General features: G+C 67.6%; 15 protein-coding genes. 6 read left to right on the top strand and 9 right to left on the bottom strand.

Annotated elements, in window-relative coordinates; translation table 11 throughout:
* Positions 1 to 38 precede the first annotated feature (38 nt).
* Positions 39 to 1,280 carry an MFS transporter gene (locus SB764_RS22185; protein ID WP_124262188.1) on the top strand — a complete coding sequence of 414 codons (1,242 nt, stop codon included), beginning with the start codon at positions 39 to 41 and terminating at the stop codon, positions 1,278 to 1,280.
* Complete coding sequence (locus SB764_RS22180; protein WP_156773739.1) at positions 1,277 to 1,417, top strand: hypothetical protein; 141 nt, start codon at positions 1,277 to 1,279, stop codon at positions 1,415 to 1,417. Before SB764_RS22185 ends, SB764_RS22180 begins: the two co-directional genes overlap by 4 nt.
* Positions 1,418 to 1,437: 20 nt before the next feature.
* Here SB764_RS22180 and SB764_RS22175 read toward each other — a convergent pair whose 3' ends face one another.
* The 8 genes from SB764_RS22175 to SB764_RS22140 form a co-directional block, all read right to left on the bottom strand.
* Positions 1,438 to 2,802: a sensor histidine kinase gene (locus SB764_RS22175; RefSeq protein ID WP_065059886.1), complete on the bottom strand. Its 1,365-nt coding sequence runs from the start codon at positions 2,800 to 2,802 to the stop codon at positions 1,438 to 1,440.
* Between the two features lie 32 nt (positions 2,803 to 2,834).
* Positions 2,835 to 3,512 carry a response regulator transcription factor gene (locus SB764_RS22170; RefSeq protein WP_065059885.1) on the bottom strand — a complete coding sequence of 226 codons (678 nt, stop codon included), beginning with the start codon at positions 3,510 to 3,512 and terminating at the stop codon, positions 2,835 to 2,837.
* 33 nt (positions 3,513 to 3,545) lie between these two features.
* Complete coding sequence (locus SB764_RS22165) at positions 3,546 to 4,877, bottom strand: MFS transporter (protein WP_065059884.1); 1,332 nt, start codon at positions 4,875 to 4,877, stop codon at positions 3,546 to 3,548.
* A 221-nt stretch (positions 4,878 to 5,098) separates the two neighbouring features.
* Complete coding sequence (locus tag SB764_RS22160) at positions 5,099 to 6,154, bottom strand: ABC transporter substrate-binding protein (protein WP_321893591.1); 1,056 nt, start codon at positions 6,152 to 6,154, stop codon at positions 5,099 to 5,101.
* 212 nt (positions 6,155 to 6,366) lie between these two features.
* Entirely contained in the window at positions 6,367 to 7,305 is a 939-nt protein-coding gene (locus SB764_RS22155; RefSeq protein WP_410864927.1) for a flagellin N-methylase, read from the bottom strand.
* Positions 7,302 to 8,108, bottom strand: coding sequence for a MetQ/NlpA family lipoprotein (locus tag SB764_RS22150; RefSeq protein ID WP_322008243.1), 807 nt, complete (start codon positions 8,106 to 8,108; stop codon positions 7,302 to 7,304). Before SB764_RS22150 ends, SB764_RS22155 begins: the two co-directional genes overlap by 4 nt.
* Before the next feature lie 26 nt (positions 8,109 to 8,134).
* Entirely contained in the window at positions 8,135 to 9,178 is a 1,044-nt protein-coding gene (locus SB764_RS22145; protein WP_065059881.1) for a formylglycine-generating enzyme family protein, read from the bottom strand.
* 10 nt (positions 9,179 to 9,188) lie between these two features.
* Positions 9,189 to 11,225 carry an arylsulfatase gene (locus tag SB764_RS22140; protein ID WP_080180665.1) on the bottom strand — a complete coding sequence of 679 codons (2,037 nt, stop codon included), beginning with the start codon at positions 11,223 to 11,225 and terminating at the stop codon, positions 9,189 to 9,191.
* 167 nt (positions 11,226 to 11,392) lie between these two features.
* Between SB764_RS22140 and SB764_RS22135 the strand changes: the two genes are divergently transcribed.
* Positions 11,393 to 12,172: a DeoR/GlpR family DNA-binding transcription regulator gene (locus tag SB764_RS22135; RefSeq protein ID WP_065059880.1), complete on the top strand. Its 780-nt coding sequence runs from the start codon at positions 11,393 to 11,395 to the stop codon at positions 12,170 to 12,172.
* Between the two features lie 29 nt (positions 12,173 to 12,201).
* Entirely contained in the window at positions 12,202 to 12,813 is a 612-nt protein-coding gene (locus SB764_RS22130) for a hypothetical protein (RefSeq protein ID WP_124262190.1), read from the top strand.
* A gap of 7 nt (positions 12,814 to 12,820) precedes the next feature.
* Here SB764_RS22130 and SB764_RS22125 read toward each other — a convergent pair whose 3' ends face one another.
* Positions 12,821 to 14,242: a PLP-dependent aminotransferase family protein gene (locus SB764_RS22125; RefSeq protein ID WP_110329694.1), complete on the bottom strand. Its 1,422-nt coding sequence runs from the start codon at positions 14,240 to 14,242 to the stop codon at positions 12,821 to 12,823.
* Between the two features lie 383 nt (positions 14,243 to 14,625).
* On the opposite strand from SB764_RS22125, the gene SB764_RS22120 reads away from it, so the two are divergent.
* A complete protein-coding gene (locus SB764_RS22120; RefSeq protein WP_410864887.1) occupies positions 14,626 to 16,434 on the top strand; it encodes a nitrite/sulfite reductase in 1,809 nt (602 codons plus the stop codon).
* Positions 16,431 to 16,847 (top strand): DUF934 domain-containing protein, encoded by a 417-nt coding sequence (locus SB764_RS22115; protein ID WP_410864885.1) that lies wholly within the window; start codon positions 16,431 to 16,433, stop codon positions 16,845 to 16,847. Before SB764_RS22120 ends, SB764_RS22115 begins: the two co-directional genes overlap by 4 nt.
* Positions 16,848 to 16,867 lie beyond the last annotated feature (20 nt).

Here is a 16,867-nt window from a genome sequence, read left to right as displayed (position 1 = left end):
TTTACTGCGTGAATCAAGCACGCGCGAGGAGAGCGACGGTGTGGGATCGAGACGAAGCATGGCGGCGGCGCTGGCTGCTGGTGGGCGCGGGCGGCATCGTGATGGGCGCGGCGCTGGGCGTGCGCAACGTGCAGGGCCTGTTTCTGCTGCCGGTCACGCTCGCGCGCGGCTGGCCGCGCGAAACCTTCGGCCTCGCGCTGGCCTTGCAGAATCTGCTCTGGGGCGTTGCGCAGCCGTTCACCGGCATGATCGCCGACCGCTACGGCTCGGCGCGCGTGATCTTCGCGGGCGCGCTGCTCTACGCGCTCGGGCTCGTCGTGATGGCGCTGGCGGCGTCGACGGGCGTCTACACCTTCGGCGTGGGCGTGCTGATCGGCGTGGCCTTGTCGGGCACGGCGTTCGGCGCGGTCTATGGCGCGCTGTCGCGGCTTTTTCCCGCCGATCGGCGCGGCTGGGCGCTCGGCGTCGCGGGCACCATCGGCGGGCTCGGGCAGTTCGTGATGGTGCCGTTCGCGCAGACGCTGATCGGCGCGGCGGGCTGGACCACGGCGATCCTCGCGTTCGCCGCCGTGATGCTCGCGAGCGCGCCGCTCGCGGCGTGGTTGCGCGACCGGCCGGCGGGCCACGCCACCGACGCAACGCATGGACAGGACGACACCGAATCCGAAACCGGCATCCGCGCCGCCGTGAAAGAGGCGTTCGCGCATCGCGGCTTCTGGCTGCTCAATCTTGGCTTCTTTGCGTGCGGATTCCAGCTCGCGTTCATCGGCGCGCATCTGCCCGCGTATCTGCTCGACAAGGGCATGAACGCGCGCGAGGCGAGCATGGCGCTCGCGATCATCGCGCTGGCGAACACGGTGGGCACGTTTTTATGCGGCTACGCGGGCGGATTGCTGCGGCGCAAATGGCTGCTCTCGGGCATTTACTTCGTGCGCGCGGCGGCGATGGCGCTGTTCGCGACGCTGCCGCTCACGACCGCGAGCCTCTACGTCTTCGCGGCGGTGATGGGGCTCACGTGGCTCGGCACCGTGCCGCTGACGAACGGCATCGTCTCGCAGGTGTTCGGCGTGCGCTATATCGCGACCTTGTTCGGCTTCGTGTTCTTCGGCCATCAGCTCGGCAGTTTCTTCGGCGTGTGGCTGGGCGGCGTGGTGTTCGACGCGATGCATTCGTATGCGCCGCTCTGGTACGGATCGGTGGCGCTGGGCGTGATATCCGGCTTGCTGCATATGCCGATCGACGATCGGCGCGTGGCGAGGCTGGCGGCGCAGCCCGTATGAGCGAGCGTGTGAAGCGGCACGTTTCGGGCGTCTGCGCGTTTGCGCTCGTGAGCGTGCTCGTGGCGTATGCGTTCGTCGGTTATCTGACGCCTGCGGCGCTTTTGAGCCTGCTGTCGGGGCTCGCTTTCTGCGGCTGATCCAGCCGCAGCGCGTCCTCTCACCCCACCGGAAACTGTACCACCGCCGCCGTCCCGCGTCCTTCCACGCCGCGCTCCAGCCGGATCTCCGCGCGATGCGCGCGCGCGATTTCACGCACGATGGCAAGACCGAGCCCGCTGCCCGGCTGCGTCGACGCGCGGAAGAACGGCTCGAAGACCTTGTCGCGCAACGCGTCGGGAATGCCCGCGCCTTCGTCGGCGACCGACAGCGTCACCGACGCCGACGCGCCCACCAGCGTCACCGCCACCGTGCCGCCTTCGGGCGAATAGCGGATGGCGTTATCGACGAGATTGAACACGAGCACCGTGAGCAACTGCTCGTTGCCCATCACCACGGCCTGCTCGGCGAGCGTGGCGACGAGTTCGACGCGCCGCCGCTGCGCGAGCAGCGCGAGCTGTTCGATCACGCCCGTGGCCACCGCGCGCATGTCCACGCGCACGCCCTCGAACTGGGTGTAATCGGCGGCTTCGGCCTGCGCGAGCGTGAGCAACTGGTTCGTCAGACCGACCAGCGAGCGATTGCTCTGATGCATCGCCGTGAGCGTTTCGTGCAGGCGCTCGGGGTCCTGCTGGCGGCGCGCGTACTGCAACTGCGTGCCGAGCAGCGTGAGCGGCGTGCGCAACTGATGCGCGGCATCGGCGATAAAGCGTCGCTGCATGGCCGTCTTGCGCTCGATGATGTCGAGACATTCGTTGAACGCGCTCACGATCGGGCGCAGTTCGGTGCGCAGCGGCTCGGTGTCGATGCGCACCGACGACGTGCGCACGCGCTCGGGCAGCCCGCGCGCGAGCCGCGTGAGCGGACGCAGTTCGAGCGTGAGCGCGACGCTCACGAGCACGATCGCCGCCGCGACGATAGCCGCGAAATAGAACATCTGCGGACGCCAGAGCGCGAGCGCCAGCGCGTCGCGTTCGTTGAGCGTGCGGCCCGCCGAAATCACCACGCGGCGCGTCACGCCCGCGTCGTACATCGGCCGGATCAGCGAGACCGCGCGGATCGGCACGCCGTCCACTTTCGCGTCGTACCACTGCGGCGAGACATCGGGCACGCGCTGCGGAAAATCGGACGTGCCCGCGATGATCGGCCCGCCGATTTCCTGCACGCGGAAGAACACCTGATCGCGGCTCGCGGTGCGCAGGATTTCGATCGCGCTCGGCGAAATCGGCGCGGACAGCGTGTTGCCTTCCCAGCCGATGTCGCCCGCCATCACGCGCGCCGCCGAGAGCAGCGCGTCGTCCTGCAGGAGATTCGCGGTGCGCCACGCGTTGCCGTGCGTGATCACGCCCGCCGCCGCGATGAACACCGTCATCGGCAGCACGAGCCAGAGCAGCAGGCGAACGCGCAGGCTATTGGTGGGTTTCATCCGCGGAGGGCATCGTGCGCGTGCATCGTGCGTTATTCGTCGGCTTCGGCGTCTTCGAGCAGATAGCCGAGGCCGCGCAGCGTGATGATGGTGGCGCTGCTTTTTTCGAGCTTCTTGCGCAGACGCGATACGTAGATTTCGATCGCGTCCTCGCTGGTGGGCGCGTCGGCGTCGCTGACCGATTCGGCGAGCGTGGCCTTGGAGACGGTTTTCTTCGCGCGCAGGATCAGCGTTTCGAGCACCGCGTGTTCGCGCGGCGTGAGCGTGAGCGCGTCTTCATCCACGTAGAAGCGGCGGCTGTCCATGTCGTAGAGCAGGTCGCCGCAGCGGATGCGGTTCGAGCGCGAGGGCGCCTGGCGGCGCGCCAGCACCTTGACGCGCGCCACCAGCTCGCGCGCGTCGAAGGGTTTGACGATGTAGTCGTCGGCGCCGGCGCCCAGACAGACGACTTTTTCGTCGATAGCGCCGGTGGCCGTGAGGATCAGCACGGGCGTGGCGTCGCCGCGCGAGCGCATGCGGCGCAGCAGCGCCTTGCCCGACATGCGCGGCAGATTCAGATCGAGCAGCACCACGTCGTACGACGACGCGCGCAGCGCGTCCTCGGCCGCCTCGCCGTCGCCGACGTGGTCGAGCATGAAACCGTCATCGGTCAGCGTGCGCGTGAGCCAATGCGCGAGTTGTTCGTTGTCTTCGACGAGCAAAAGTCTCATGCCCAGGCGGTCCTTCGGTCCTTCCGTTGCGGGTTACGCGGTCTTGTACTGTTCGCGCGTGGCCTTCGAACGATACAGGAACAGCGTGGCGACGAGGCCGCACACCGCGGCGACGCTCATCCATGCGCCCGGCGCGGCCTTGTCGCCGGTGAGGTGGATCAGCCACGTGGAGATCGCCGGCGTGAAGCCGCCGATGAGCGTGGCGAGGCTGTACGCCATCGAGAAGCCCGTGGTGCGCACGTGCGCGGGCATCAGTTCGGTCAGCGCGACGACCATCGCACCGTTGTACCACGCGTAGAGCGTCGAGAGCCACAGTTCGACCGCGAGCAGCGCGCCGAACGAGGGCGCGGCCACGAGCCACTGCATCGCCGGATAGCAGGTGAGGATGGCGAGCGCCGTGCAGGCGATCAGCACCGGCGCGCGGCCGACGCGGTCCGACACGGCGCCCGCGATCGGCAGCCAGATGAAGTTCGACACGCCCACGCAGACCGTGACGAGCAGCGCGTCGAGCGACGAGAGATTCAGCTCGACCTTGCCGAAGGTCGGCGTGTAGGCGGTGATCAGGTAGAACGAGGTCGTCGTCATGATGACGAGGCCCATGCCCGCGAGCACGATGCCGTAGTTGCTCGCAATGGCGCGCGCGATCTCGCCGATGCCCGGATGATGGCGGCGCGCTTCGAATTCTTCGGTTTCGCGCAGCGTGCGGCGGATGTAGAACAGGAACGGCACGATCATGCAGCCGACCACGAACGGCACGCGCCAGCCCCAGCTATGCATTTCCGGCGCGGGCACGAGTGCGTGCAGCGCCACGCCGAGCGCGGCGGCGAACACCACGGCGACCTGCTGGCTGCCCGACTGCCACGAGCAATAGAAGCCGCGGTTGCCCTTGGTGGCGATTTCGGCGAGATAGACCGACACGCCGCCGAGTTCCGCGCCCGCCGAGAAGCCTTGCAGCAGACGGCCCATCAGCACGATGGCCGGCGCGGCGATGCCGATGGTGGCGTAGCCCGGCACCACGGCGACGCACAGCGTGCCGACGGCCATCAGCGACAGCGAAAGGATCAGGCCCTTGCGGCGGCCGTGACGGTCCATGTACGCGCCGAGCACGATCGCGCCGAGCGGACGCATCAGGAAGCCCGCGCCGAATACGGACAGCGCGAGCATCAGCGAGGCGAATTCGCTGTCGGCCGGGAAGAACGTCGACGCGATCGCGGCTGCGTAATAGCCGTAGACCATGAAGTCGTACATTTCCAGGAAGTTGCCGCTGACCGCGCGGAACACGGTGCGGGCTTTCGATTCGGGCGCGAGGGCGGCCGTGCCGGAGGTCGGGCGGGCCGGAGCGGCGCTGCTGCTGGCTGGTGTCATGTCGAATACCTTTGGTTGAAGGACGCGTCCGTGGGCGGCGCGGCATGCGTCGTGGCTGCCTCGCCGGTGCGGGATGCGTCCCGGTGTTGCCCGGTGTGTCGGCCCGTCTTGCGGGCCGGTTGCGTTGATCTGCCGTGTTCGGTCGGTGGGGGCGGCGGGTGGGTCCCGTCTGCCGGGGTGGTCTTTTTTATGTGCGTTTTAGCGTGATTCTTTTGCTGTCTCTACTGCGTGGTTTGCTGCGTCGGCGTCGGTGCGCTCTGCACGCCAGGCTGCACGCCGGTCACGAATTCGTCGGTCCACGTCTGCGACAGGTCGACGTGCTTCGCGCTCACGCGCGAACCGGCCGTCATCAGCACGTTCAGCACGGTTTGCGGCGCGCCGGGCGGCATCGTGCCGTCGGGCGAGAACGCGGGCTGCGCGTCGGCGAGCGCGCGCGTGTAGGCCGCGCGGTCGCTGCCGGTCACGCCGGGCGGCAGCAGCGCGACGATGTCGGCGGCCGGATGCGAGCCGATGTAGCGCAGCGCGCGCACCAGCGCCTGCACCATCTGTTGTGTTTCGCGGCGATGCTCGCGCACCCAGCTGCGGCGCAGATAGAGGCACGCGCCCGCATACGGGCCGCCGAGCCAGTGCTGCGTGCCCTCGACGCTGCGCATGTCGGCCAGCACGCGCGCCGCGCCGCTCGTCAGCAGACGCGTGGCCGTGGGTTCCTCGACCATGCCCGCGTCGATGCTGCCGTGCTCGATGGCGTCGGCGAAGCGCGTGTCGGTCGCGAGCGGCACGACGGTGTAGTCGCCCGGCGCCACGCCCGCGCGGGTGGCGAGATAGCGCGTGATCACCCAGGTGGACGAACCGAAGCCGGTCACGCCGAAGCGCTTGCCGCGCGCGTCGGCCATCGACTGCATTGCGCGGCCCGCGGCGGAGCGCGTGGACGCCAGTTCGGCGAGGCCCGCCGCGCGCTGGAACACCACGACCGAGAGCACATCCTCGCCGCGGCTTTGCAGATCGATGGTGTGATCGTAGAAACCGACGGCGCCTTCGATGGCGCCCGCGATCAGTTCGGTAGAGGTGTCGATGCCCGCGGGCAGCGAGACGACCTGGACGTCGATCCCGGCGTCGCGGAAATAACCGAGCTGCGCGGCCAGCACGGCCGGCAGATAGACGATCTTCGACATGCCGCCCATCATCAGCCGGATCGGCTCCGCGCGCGCTTGCGCGGCGGCGCCCAGCGCGATGCAGAGCATCAGCGCGCGGCCGAGTTGCTGGGCGCGGAAAAGCATGCGGGGGTGTCTCCTCGTGGCGGTACTGTGATCGAATGGGTGCAAGTATAAAAAAGCAAGCCCTTCTGATTGCTTTCCGGCGCCGACGGATTTTCTCGGTATTTACCCTTTCGACGAGTGACTCGGAGGGCGGCTCGACGGACAACCCGGCGGCGCGATTTGGGGTGGGATCGGCGGGGGAAGTGTGCGCGAGTGTGCGCGATGTGGCACGATCAGCGCAGACCGAGCCAGCGTTCGGCGTCGTGCGCGAAGGGTGCGGACGGTTGCACGAAGGCGTTCGCGAGTTCATCGCGTGCGCGCGAGAGAACCAGCGCGAAGCCGCGCAATTCCTGCGTGATGGCGCGTTCGTCGAGGCGGCGGCGCGCGAGCGCGGCGGCGACCCTGGTGTCGATCAGCGCGCGCTGGCGGTCGATCACGTCGATGGCGGCGGCGCGGCACGCCGCGGAAATCCGCGCGACGGCGAGCAGCGCGGGAACGGGCGCAATCGTGAACCGCGCGCCCGGACGCACCGCGTTGAGCGAGGCGCGCGCCGACGCCGTCCCGACGAGCGATGCCGCTACCGCATCGCGCCAGAGCGCGCGTTCGAACACCAGCGCGTCGCGCTCGCGCGCGAGCGCCTGTGTGTCGATCACGCGGCCCGCTTCGATCAGCGGCGTCGCGCCCGCTTCGAGCCCGTCGCGGATGCAGTCCGCGCCGCGCCAATGCGGCGCCTGCGTGCTCGCGCGCCGCGCGGCGAGCACGAGCGGCTGCCAGCGGTCCGGCACGAGCGGATCGAGCGGCACGGCGGCGCAGCGCGCGGGTTTGCCCGCGTCGTGCAGCGTGCAGCCGCCATCGGCCGCGAGCGCCGGACAGCGCGCCGTCGACGGATAGTCGTAGCCTTGCAGCGTCACCGCGAGCCAGCCGCCGTCGGGCGCGCGATGAAACAGCGCGTTGGCGAGCGCGTCGTGGTCCGCGACGTCGTCATCGTCGAGAAGTCGTGCGTCGGTTTCAGCGTGCAGACGCTCGCCCGCGCGACGGCGCGGCACGCGCTCGATCGCAATGCTGCCGACGAACACCGCGCGCTGCGCGAACCACTCGCGCAGCGAGAGCGCGGGCGGGCTGTTGCAGCATTGGCCGCAGGCGGTGCAGGCGAGCGAGCCGGTGTCGATCACCACGGCCGCCGCACCGAATCCGCGTAGCGCGTGAGCAGGAAATGCGCGACGTCGTCGGAGTGATACGCGGCGATCAGCGTGCGCACCCACGGTTGCGCGCGGTCGGACTCGCGGACCGTCAGCACGTCGGCGTAGGGCGAGCGCGCGTCTTCGTAGCTCACGCTGTCGCGCGCCGGTTGCAGGCCCGCGCGCGCCGCGTCCTCGTTCGGCATCGCGACGAGATCGGCGTGATCGAGCGCCGTGTACAACTGCGCGCGCGGCACCGCGACGAGCTTCAGCTTGAGCCGGTTGCCGGTGATATCGCGCGTGCTCGCGTGCAGGCCCGCGCTGTCGCGGAACGTCACGAGCGTGTCGTTCTGCAGCAGCACGAGCGCGCGCGCGGCGCCGCGCGCGTCGGCGGGAATCGCCACGGTCGCGCCGGGCCGCAACTGGCTCAGATTGCGCAGACGCCGCGAGTAAAGCGCCATCGGCAAGGTGACGGTCGGCGCGACGCTCGCGAGCGCGTAACCGTGCGCCGCGCGCGTCGCATCGAGGCTGGAGGCGTCCTCGAAGCTGGCGGCGTCGATGCGGTGCGCGGCGAGCGCCGTGTCGATGCGCGCGGGGTCGTCGAACACGACGACGTCGAGCGGCAGACCGCGCGCGGCGGCCACGCGCTTGACCTCGTCCATGATCTGCGCGTGCGTGCCGGGCGTGACGCCCACGCGGATTGCGGCGGACGCGGGCGATGACGTTGGTTGCGTCGCTTGCGCCGGTTCCGCCGCGTGCGCGAGCGCGCCTGCCACGCACAGCACCACGGCCGGCATCATCGTCGATACCCCCATCGCGCGCCTCATGCCGGATCCCTCAGCACGGTGCGAAAGCCGATATGCGATGCCGCGAGATCCGCTTCCTGCTGCTCGCGCGACGACGCGCGATAGCGCACGCAGTAATCGCGCGAGCACAGATATGAGCCGCCCTTGATGACCATCGCCGTGTCATGGCGGCGGCCGGCGGGCGCGACCGCGAAGGTGTCGCCGTTGGTGTGCGACTGATGCGGGCCGCTGTAGGCGTCCCGGGTCCACTCCCACGCGTTGCCGATCATGTCGTAAAGGCGGAAATCGTTGGCCGCGTAGCAGCCCACGGGCGCGAGGCCCGCGTGGCCGTCCTCGGCCGTGTTCAGCACCGGGAACACGCCCTGCCAGTAGTTCGCGGCGGGCTTGCCGTTTGCGTCGGCGGGCGCGGCGTCGAGACTCGCGTCCTGATGGCCCGCCTTGCCCGCGTATTCCCATTCGGCTTCGGTCGGCAGATCGCGGCCGAGCCAGTGCGCGTAGGCGAGCGCGTCGTGCAGCGTGACGAGCGTGACGGGCAGGTTGCCCTTGCCGTCGACATTGCTGCCCGGCCCTTGCGGATGCCGCCACGTCGCGCCGTTCACCCACGACCACCACGCCAGATCGCGCGCGTTCATCTCCTCGCGCGTGGGCACGTGAAAGACCGCCGCGCCGCCCTGTTTTTCGGCTTCCGTGACGTAACCCGTGGCCGCGACGAAGGCCGCGAACTGCGCGATCGTGACGTCGTGCTGATCGATCCAGAAGCCGCTCACGCGCGCGTTGCCGTCGCCGGCCGGACGCTCGTCGGGATAGCCGCGCGTGCTGCCGAACACGAACGCGCCGCCGTGCAGATGCACCATGCCCGCCTTCGGATCGTCGCGCCAGCGCGCGGGCAGGCCGCCGTAGCGCTCGCACTGACGTTCGCTGCCGAGCGCCGCGAGCGGTCGCCCGGTGTTGAGCGCATCGAAGCCGCCCGCGCCCGCGCTTGCCTGGGACGCATACGACCAGGCGAACGCCGCCGCGAAGATCGCGGCGCCGCCCGCCGCGCCGGTGAGCCAGAAACGCATTGCCGCTTCCTCAGTAATAGCCGTGCGGCTGAAGCGGTTCGACGCCGCCCACGTTCGTCATGTAGTCGTTCCATTGCTGGATCAACTGCTGGATGACGGTGGGATTCTGCGTGGATACGTCGTTGACTTCGCCGCGGTCGCTGGCGAGATCGTAGAGTTGCCAGTGGCCGTCCACGGGGCCGAGCGGCGGCTCGGTCCAGAGCGCTTTCCAGCGGCCGTCGGCGCTGCGCAGATAGGCGCGGCCATAGGCTTCGTCGCCGAATGCGGCCGTGTGCACTTCGCCCGTGCTCGTGCCGTCGAGCAGCGGCAGCAGCGACTTGCCCGTGACCGGATAGACATAGCGGTTGTTATAGACCACCTTGCCCTTGTTCTGGTCGACGCCCGTGAGCGCGCTCACGAGTGCGGGCGCGGGCGTGCTCGGCGGCGTGACGCCGGCGACGTCGAGGAAGGTCGCGGTGTCGTCGGTGACGTGCGTGAAGACGCGCAGCGTCGCCGCCTGCGTGGTCTGTCCCGGCAGATGCGCGATGGTCGGCACGGACACGCCGCCTTCCGCCGAATAGCCCTTGGTGTAGCGGAACGGCGCGGCGCTGACTTCGGCCCAGCGCAGGCCGTATTGCAGACGCTGCGCGCTCTGCTTGCCGTTGTCGGTGCCGAGCGCGGAGTAGGTGGGCTCCTGCGCGTTGGCCGTGTCGGTGGCGGTGGGGTCCGCGCCCGAGTCGATCGGCCAGCCTTCGGCGCCGTTATCGGACTGGAACATGATGAAGGTGTTGTCGTACTCGCCGATATCCTTCAGATGCTGAATCAGGAGTCCGATGTTGTAGTCGAGATTCTCGACCATGCCTGCGTAGATCTCCATGTAGCGCGCCTGCGACTTGCGCTCGTCGGCGGACAGGCTCGACCACGCCTTGTCGACGTTGCCCTGACCGTAATCGACGTAACCTGCGGACGCCGGATGCACCGCGCTGATGTACTTCGCACTCGCCGTGCCGTTGTTGGCCGTGGCGGCCGAGCGCGTGAGCGTTTCGGGCAGGCCCGGATTGGGCTGGAAGTCGGCGGGAATCAGGCCGAGCGCTTTCTGCCGCGCGATGCGCGCGTTGCGGATGGCGTCGTAGCCCGCGTCGTACACGCCCGCATATTTGTGCAGCCACGGGTCCGGCACCTGCAGCGGCCAGTGCGGCGACGTGAAGGCGGCGTAGGCAAAGAAGGGCTTGCCGTCGCCCTTGTGCGAGTCGATGTAGGAGATCAGCTTCTGCGTATAGAAGTTGGTCGAATAGAACACGGCCGGATTGCCACCCGTGCCGCCGGGCTGGCCCGGTTGCCCCGGCTGCACGTACACGCCGTCTTCCGTGTAGTTCTGCGAGCCCGCGAGTTCGTGCGCGAAGTGATTCGTGGCCGCGCCGCCGAGCAGCGCGTAGCTGTGTTCGAAGCCCCATTGATCGGGCGTCTGGCCGCTGCCCGAGGCGCTGCCGACGATGCCCGAGCCGAGGTGCCACTTGCCCGCCATGTAGGTGTGATAGCCCGCGTCCTTGAGCAGTTGCGCGACCGACAGCGCGCGATCGTTCAGATAGCCTTCGTACCCGGGCAGACCCTTGCGCTCGTCGGTGGGCACGCCCATCGTGCCTTCGCCGACGAGGTGATGATCGGTGCCCGAAATCAGCATCGAACGCGTGATCGCGCAGACCGTGCCCGCGTGATGGTTCGTGAGAATGCGGCCCGAGGCGACCAGCGCGTCGAGGTTGGGCGTGCTGATTTCGCCGCCGAACGCGTGGATGTCCGAGTAGCCGAGGTCGTCGGCCATGATGTAGAGAATATTGGGCTGTTTGTGCGACGACGCCGACGCGCTCGCCTGCGTCGTGACCGTATCCGAGCCGCCGCATGCGCCGAGCGCGAGCGCGCCCGCGATGGAGGCCGCGGCGACGCGCAGACGCAGCGAGGCGTTCGTTGCCGCTGCGTGTGCTGATCGAATGGTGACGGTATCGGAGGATTGCGTGGCGCGTGCGCGACGTGACGCACGCGCGGATGCGCGAAGGGCGGCCGGGTATCTCATCGTTGTTGTAGTACTTTTTGTAAGTTGGAGCGGCGATCTTATCGGCGGCTGTGTGCGTGCCAAAGTCCGATTCGTCAGTTGCTTCGCGCGAGAACTGCTAAGCCGCGCAACGCCGGCCGCGTCACCCCTTACAATAGGGGCGTTGCTCACCCGCCCGTTCCGAGACCATGACACGAGACCCCCGCCTCACCCTCAACGCGCGCCAGCAGGAGCTGCTCGAATGGGTGCAGCGTGACGGCTTCGTGACCGTCGACGATCTCGCCGCGCATTTCGACGTCACGCCGCAGACCATTCGCCGCGACGTCAACTGGCTCGCCGACATGAATCTGCTGCGCCGCTATCACGGCGGCGCGAGTCTGCCCACGAGTTCGGAAAACGTCTCGTACGGCGCGCGCCAGCACATGTTCCACGAAGAGAAGCGGCGCATCGCGGCGCTCGCGGCTTCGCACATTCCCGATCAGGCTTCGCTGTTCATCAACCTCGGCACCACGACCGAGGAGGTCGCGCGCGCGCTCAATCACCATCGCGGACTGCGCGTGATCACGAACAATCTGAACGTCGCGAGCATGATGAGCGGCTACCCCGAATGCGAAGTGCTCATCACGGGCGGCATCGTGCGGCCGTGGGACAAGGGCATCGTGGGCGAACTGACGATCGATTTCATCCGCCAGTTCAAGGTGGATTACGCGATCATCGGCACCTCGGCGATCGAACTCGACGGCACGCTGCGCGATTTCGACACGCGCGAAGTGCGCGTGGCCGAGGCGATCATCGAGCATGCGCGCACGGTTTATCTCGTGACCGATCATTCGAAGTTCGGCCGCCCCGCGCTCGTGCGCCAGGGGCATTTGAGCCAGATCCACGCGCTTTTCACCGATAAACCGCTGCCCGACGCGATGAGCGAGACGATCGCGCAGGCGGGCACGGCCGTGTATATCGCGCAGTGACGTGACGCGTCACGGCCAGGGAGCCTGCGATGGACTTCGAAGCGTTTCTCCGGAAGTGGCAAAACGATCCCTCGACGTCATTGCAGATCGAGCGGCTCGTGCCGATGGCGGCCGCGCTTCGCGAGATGCCGCAATGCCTCGGCGCGGTGCTGGTCGGTTCATTTGCGAAGCAATCCGCTGACCGGCTCTCGGACCTCGACCTCGTCGCCTTTTGCGCGCCAGGCGAAGGCCGGGCGCTGTTTGAGGCGATCGAACAGCAAGTCGCGACGTCGCAAGCGCTTTTCACGCTCGATGGCGCGCACGATGCGGAGAGCCCGTTCCAGAAGCTCATCTTCGACGATATGACGTCGATTGAATTTCACGTCATCGCGCCGGCCACGCAACTCGTACTGGAACAGCCGTTCGTGGAGATCGTGAATCGCGATCGCTATCTGGAATCGCGCAGCGTGAGCCGCCTGGCAGCGAGCGTCGGGGACGCGTCGTCGGCGTATGGCTATGGCGATCGCGGTCTCGCGTGGGAACTGCTCACTTGCCTGAAATGGCTTTGGCGCGGCGATGTCGCTGCGGCGAAGCGCTATCTGATTGCGCTGGGCAAGGCGATCGACGCGTCGGAAGCGTCGGAAGCGCGCGCAAAGGTCTGACGACCGCTCAAGCTCCCTTCACCGTCTCCGAGAGTATTTCCCCCAGCGTGCGGATCGCCGCGTCGATGCGAGGCGACCACGGATGCCCGAAGTTCAGGCGGATGCAATGCTCGAACGCGGAGGTCGCCGAGAAAATCGGGCCGGGCGCCACGCTGATGCCGCGTCCGATCGCGCGCCGATGCAACTCCATCGCGTCGATCGCTTTGTCGAATCGCAGCCACAAAAAGTAGCCGCCATCCGGAATCGTCCATTGCGTGCCCGCGGGCAGCCAGCGGCGGATCGCGGCGCACAGCGCGTCGCGCTGGTCGCGCAGCGCGAGCCGCATTTTCTTCAGATGGCGCTCGTACGCGCCGTGTTCCAGATAGTCGGCGATGCCGGCCTGCGCTGGAATGCTCGCGGACAGCGTGGTCATCAATTTGAGTCTTTGCACGCGTTCCGCGAAACGGCCCGCGCTGACCCAGCCGACGCGATAGCCGGGCGCGAGCGTCTTCGAAAACGAACTGCAATGCATCACGAGGCCGTGGCGGTCGAAGGCCATCGCGGGCTTCGGATAGTCCGGTGAAAAATGCAGTTCGCCGTACACGTCGTCTTCGATGAGCGGCACGTCGTGTTGCGCGAGCAGGTCGACCAGCGCCTTCTTCTTCGCATCGCTGAGCGTGACGCCGGTCGGATTGTGGAAGTTGGTCATGAACCAGCAGGCGCGCACCGGATGCTTGCGCAGCGTGTTCGCCAGCACGTCGAGATCGAGGCCCGTTTGCGGATCGACGGGAATCTCCACCGCCCGCAAGCCAAGCCGCTCGACCGCCTGAAGCGCCGCATAAAAACCGGGCGATTCGACCGCGACGACGTCGCCGGGCTGCGTCACCGCCATCAGGCAGAGATTGAGCGCTTCGAGCGCGCCATTGGTCACGACGATTTCGTCGGCGGGCTGCGAAATGCCGATACGCATGTAGCGCAGCGCAATCTGGCGGCGCAGATTCTCATTGCCCGGCGGCAGATCGACCACCGTGCTCCACGGGCTCACGCTGCGCGCCGCGTGGCCGAGCGATTTGGCCAGACGCGACAGCGGGAAAAACGTCGGCGAGGGAAACGCGGAACCGAGCGGCACGATGCCCGGCTGCTTCGCGGCATCGAGCACGGAAAACACCAGTTCGCTGATATCGACCGTGGTGGCTTCATCTTCATCGGCCGTGACCGCCTGCGTGGCCTTGCCGTTCACGGGGCGCGGCGCGACAAAGTAGCCCGAGCGTTCGGCGGCCCGCACGAGTCCCCATTGTTCGAGCAGGTAATACGCGCGCGCGGCGGTCGATTGACTCACGCCGTGCTGGGCGATGATCTGACGCAGCGACGGCATGCGCGAGCCGGCGGCTACGTTGCCTGAGCGAATTTCGGTCGCCATGATTTGCGCGAGGCGTTCGTAGCGGGTCATAGGTGTCGGTGTGAGCGAAGGCGTGCGAGATCGATCTGCTACGGCGATTTTATCGCCGACTGCTTCTGTGCGTGGATCTCGAATGCGCGCATGATGCCGTTCAGCGCCCCGACGCACTGAGGTTGTTCTGCAAGGGGCGGGGATTACTGCGCGAGTGCCCGGTTCATCACCCAAACCCGCAGTGTTCGCGGCTCTGTATTGCCTGTAGCGCGGCGAACGCCGGCCCTCGGACAGCGATGTCCGAGGGCATTTTTCGTGGGCGCTACGTTATGTGCGCGTGCTCGTGAGCCGAATCTGCTGCGCTCATTTCGTCGCCAACTGCTACTGTCGCGGCGCGGCGAATCGGCGTAACTTCTGCGCTTCATTTTGGTTCGACGCGCGACATGTACCGCTACACAGAATTCGACCGTGCCTTTCTCCGGCAACGGGCTGCGCAGTTCAGAGATCAACTGGAACGCTGGAGCGACGGCCGTCTCGGCGAAGACGCGTTCCGCCCGCTGCGTTTGCAGAACGGCTGGTACGTACAGCGTCATGCGCCGATGCTGCGCGTGGCGGTGCCGTATGGCGAAGTGTCGAGCGCGCAACTGCGTGTGCTCGCACGGATCGCGCGCGAGTACGACGATCCACCGGCTGAGGTCTACGCGTCCGCCATGGCGGCGCAAGGGCAACTCGGCACCACACGCCTGCCGACGCATTGCGCGCATTTCACGACGCGCACCAACGTGCAGTTCAACTGGATTCCGCTGTCGAAGGCGGCGGACGTCATGGATCTGCTCGCGACCGTCGATATGCACGGCATTCAGACGAGCGGCAACTGCATTCGCAACATTTCCTGCGATGAACGCGCGGGCGTGACGCCCGACGAAATCGCCGACCCGCGACCCTTCGCGGAGATCATGCGCCAGTGGACGACGCTGCATCCCGAGTTCGCGTTTTTGCCGCGCAAGTTCAAGATCGCGATCACCGGCGCGCACGACGATCGCGCAGCGACGGCCTGGCACGATGTGGGCCTCGAACTGGTGCGCGACGCGGCCGGCGAACTGGGCTTTCGCGTGCGCGTGGGCGGCGGCATGGGACGCACGCCGATGATCGGCACCGTGATCCGCACGTTTTTGCCGTGGCATCAGATCATGAATTACATCGAGGCGATCGTGCGCGTCTACAACCAGTACGGGCGGCGCGACAACAAATACAAGGCGCGCATCAAGATGCTCGTGAAGGCCGAGGGGCAGCGCTATATCGACGAAGTCGAAGAAGAGTTCCGGCAGATCGTCGAGCGCGACGGCGGCCCGCACACGATTCCGCTGAGCGAACTCGAACGCGTGCGCGCCTGCTTCGAGCCGCCCGCGGCGCTCGCGCAGCGCACGGCATCGCGCGATGCTGCCGAGTCGTCGCGCGCGACTGCAACGGCTACAGCAAGCACAGCGACAACGCCACGCTACGCGCGCTGGCTCGAACGCAACGTCGCGGCCCACAAGGAGCCGTCGCTGCGCATCGTCACGCTGTCGTTCAAGCGTTTGCATCAGGCGCCCGGCGACGCCTCGGCCGAGCAGCTCGAACGCGTGGCGGATCTCGTCGATCGTTTTTCCGCGGGCGAAGCGCGCGTGACGCATGCGCAGAATATCGTGCTGCCGTGGGTCCACGAGGACGACCTCGCGGCGTTGTGGGAAGCGGCGTCGCAAGCCGGTCTCGCGAGCGCGAACGTCGATCTGCTGACCAACATGATCGCGTGCCCCGGCGGCGATTTTTGCGCGCTGGCGAATGCGCGCTCGCTGCCCATCGCGGACGCCATCATGGAGCGCTATCAGGATCTCGACGAACTGGAAGACATCGGCGAAGTGGATCTCCATATCAGCGGCTGCATCAACTCGTGCGGCCATCATCACAGCGGACACATCGGCATTCTCGGCGTGGACAAGGACGGCGCGGAGTGGTATCAGATCACGCTCGGCGGCTCGGACGGCACGCTCGCGAGCGGCGTCGCGCAGGCGGGCAAGGTGATCGGGCCGTCGTTCTCCGCGAGCGAAGTGCCGGATGCGATCGAGGCGATGCTGCGCGTCTATCGCGAAACGCGCCAGCCGCTAGACGGCACAGGCGCGGAGAAGTTCGTCGATACCGTGCGGCGCGTCGGACTGGAGCCGTTCAAGACGGCGGCCAATGCCGCGCGCGCACAGCAACGGAGCCTCGCATGAAGCCGCGTCTCGAACTCACGCTGCTCCAGCGCGCCGAGCATGATGCGCAAGCACGCGACGCGGTCGTGACGCTGCCGAACGACGCCGATCCCTTCGAGCACGCCGAGGCGATTCTCGCCGCGCAGCGCGTCGAATTGCATTTTCCGCAATTCACCGATGGACGCGCATTCAGCCAGGCGTATCTGATTCGCCGTCGCCTCGGATTCAAAGGCGATCTGCGTGCATGCGGCGACGTGTTGCCGGATCAGGTGCTGCAGATCGCGCGCACGGGCTTTTCGAGCGCGGTGCTGCAAGACGGCGTGTCGCGCGAGGAAGCGCGCACGCAGTTGATGCGATTCGGCGGCTTCTATCAGGGCGACGTCACGGCGGGTGCGCCGTTTCACGACGGCGCTCGCGAACGGCACGACGTTTGACTTTGCGGCGCGCGCCGCTC

Source organism: Paraburkholderia sp. SIMBA_027 (genome assembly GCF_046535315.1).
GTDB lineage: Bacteria > Pseudomonadota > Gammaproteobacteria > Burkholderiales > Burkholderiaceae > Paraburkholderia > Paraburkholderia tropica.
Note: the sequence above shows the minus strand (reverse complement) of the source record. Positions and strands in the feature narration are given on the sequence as shown.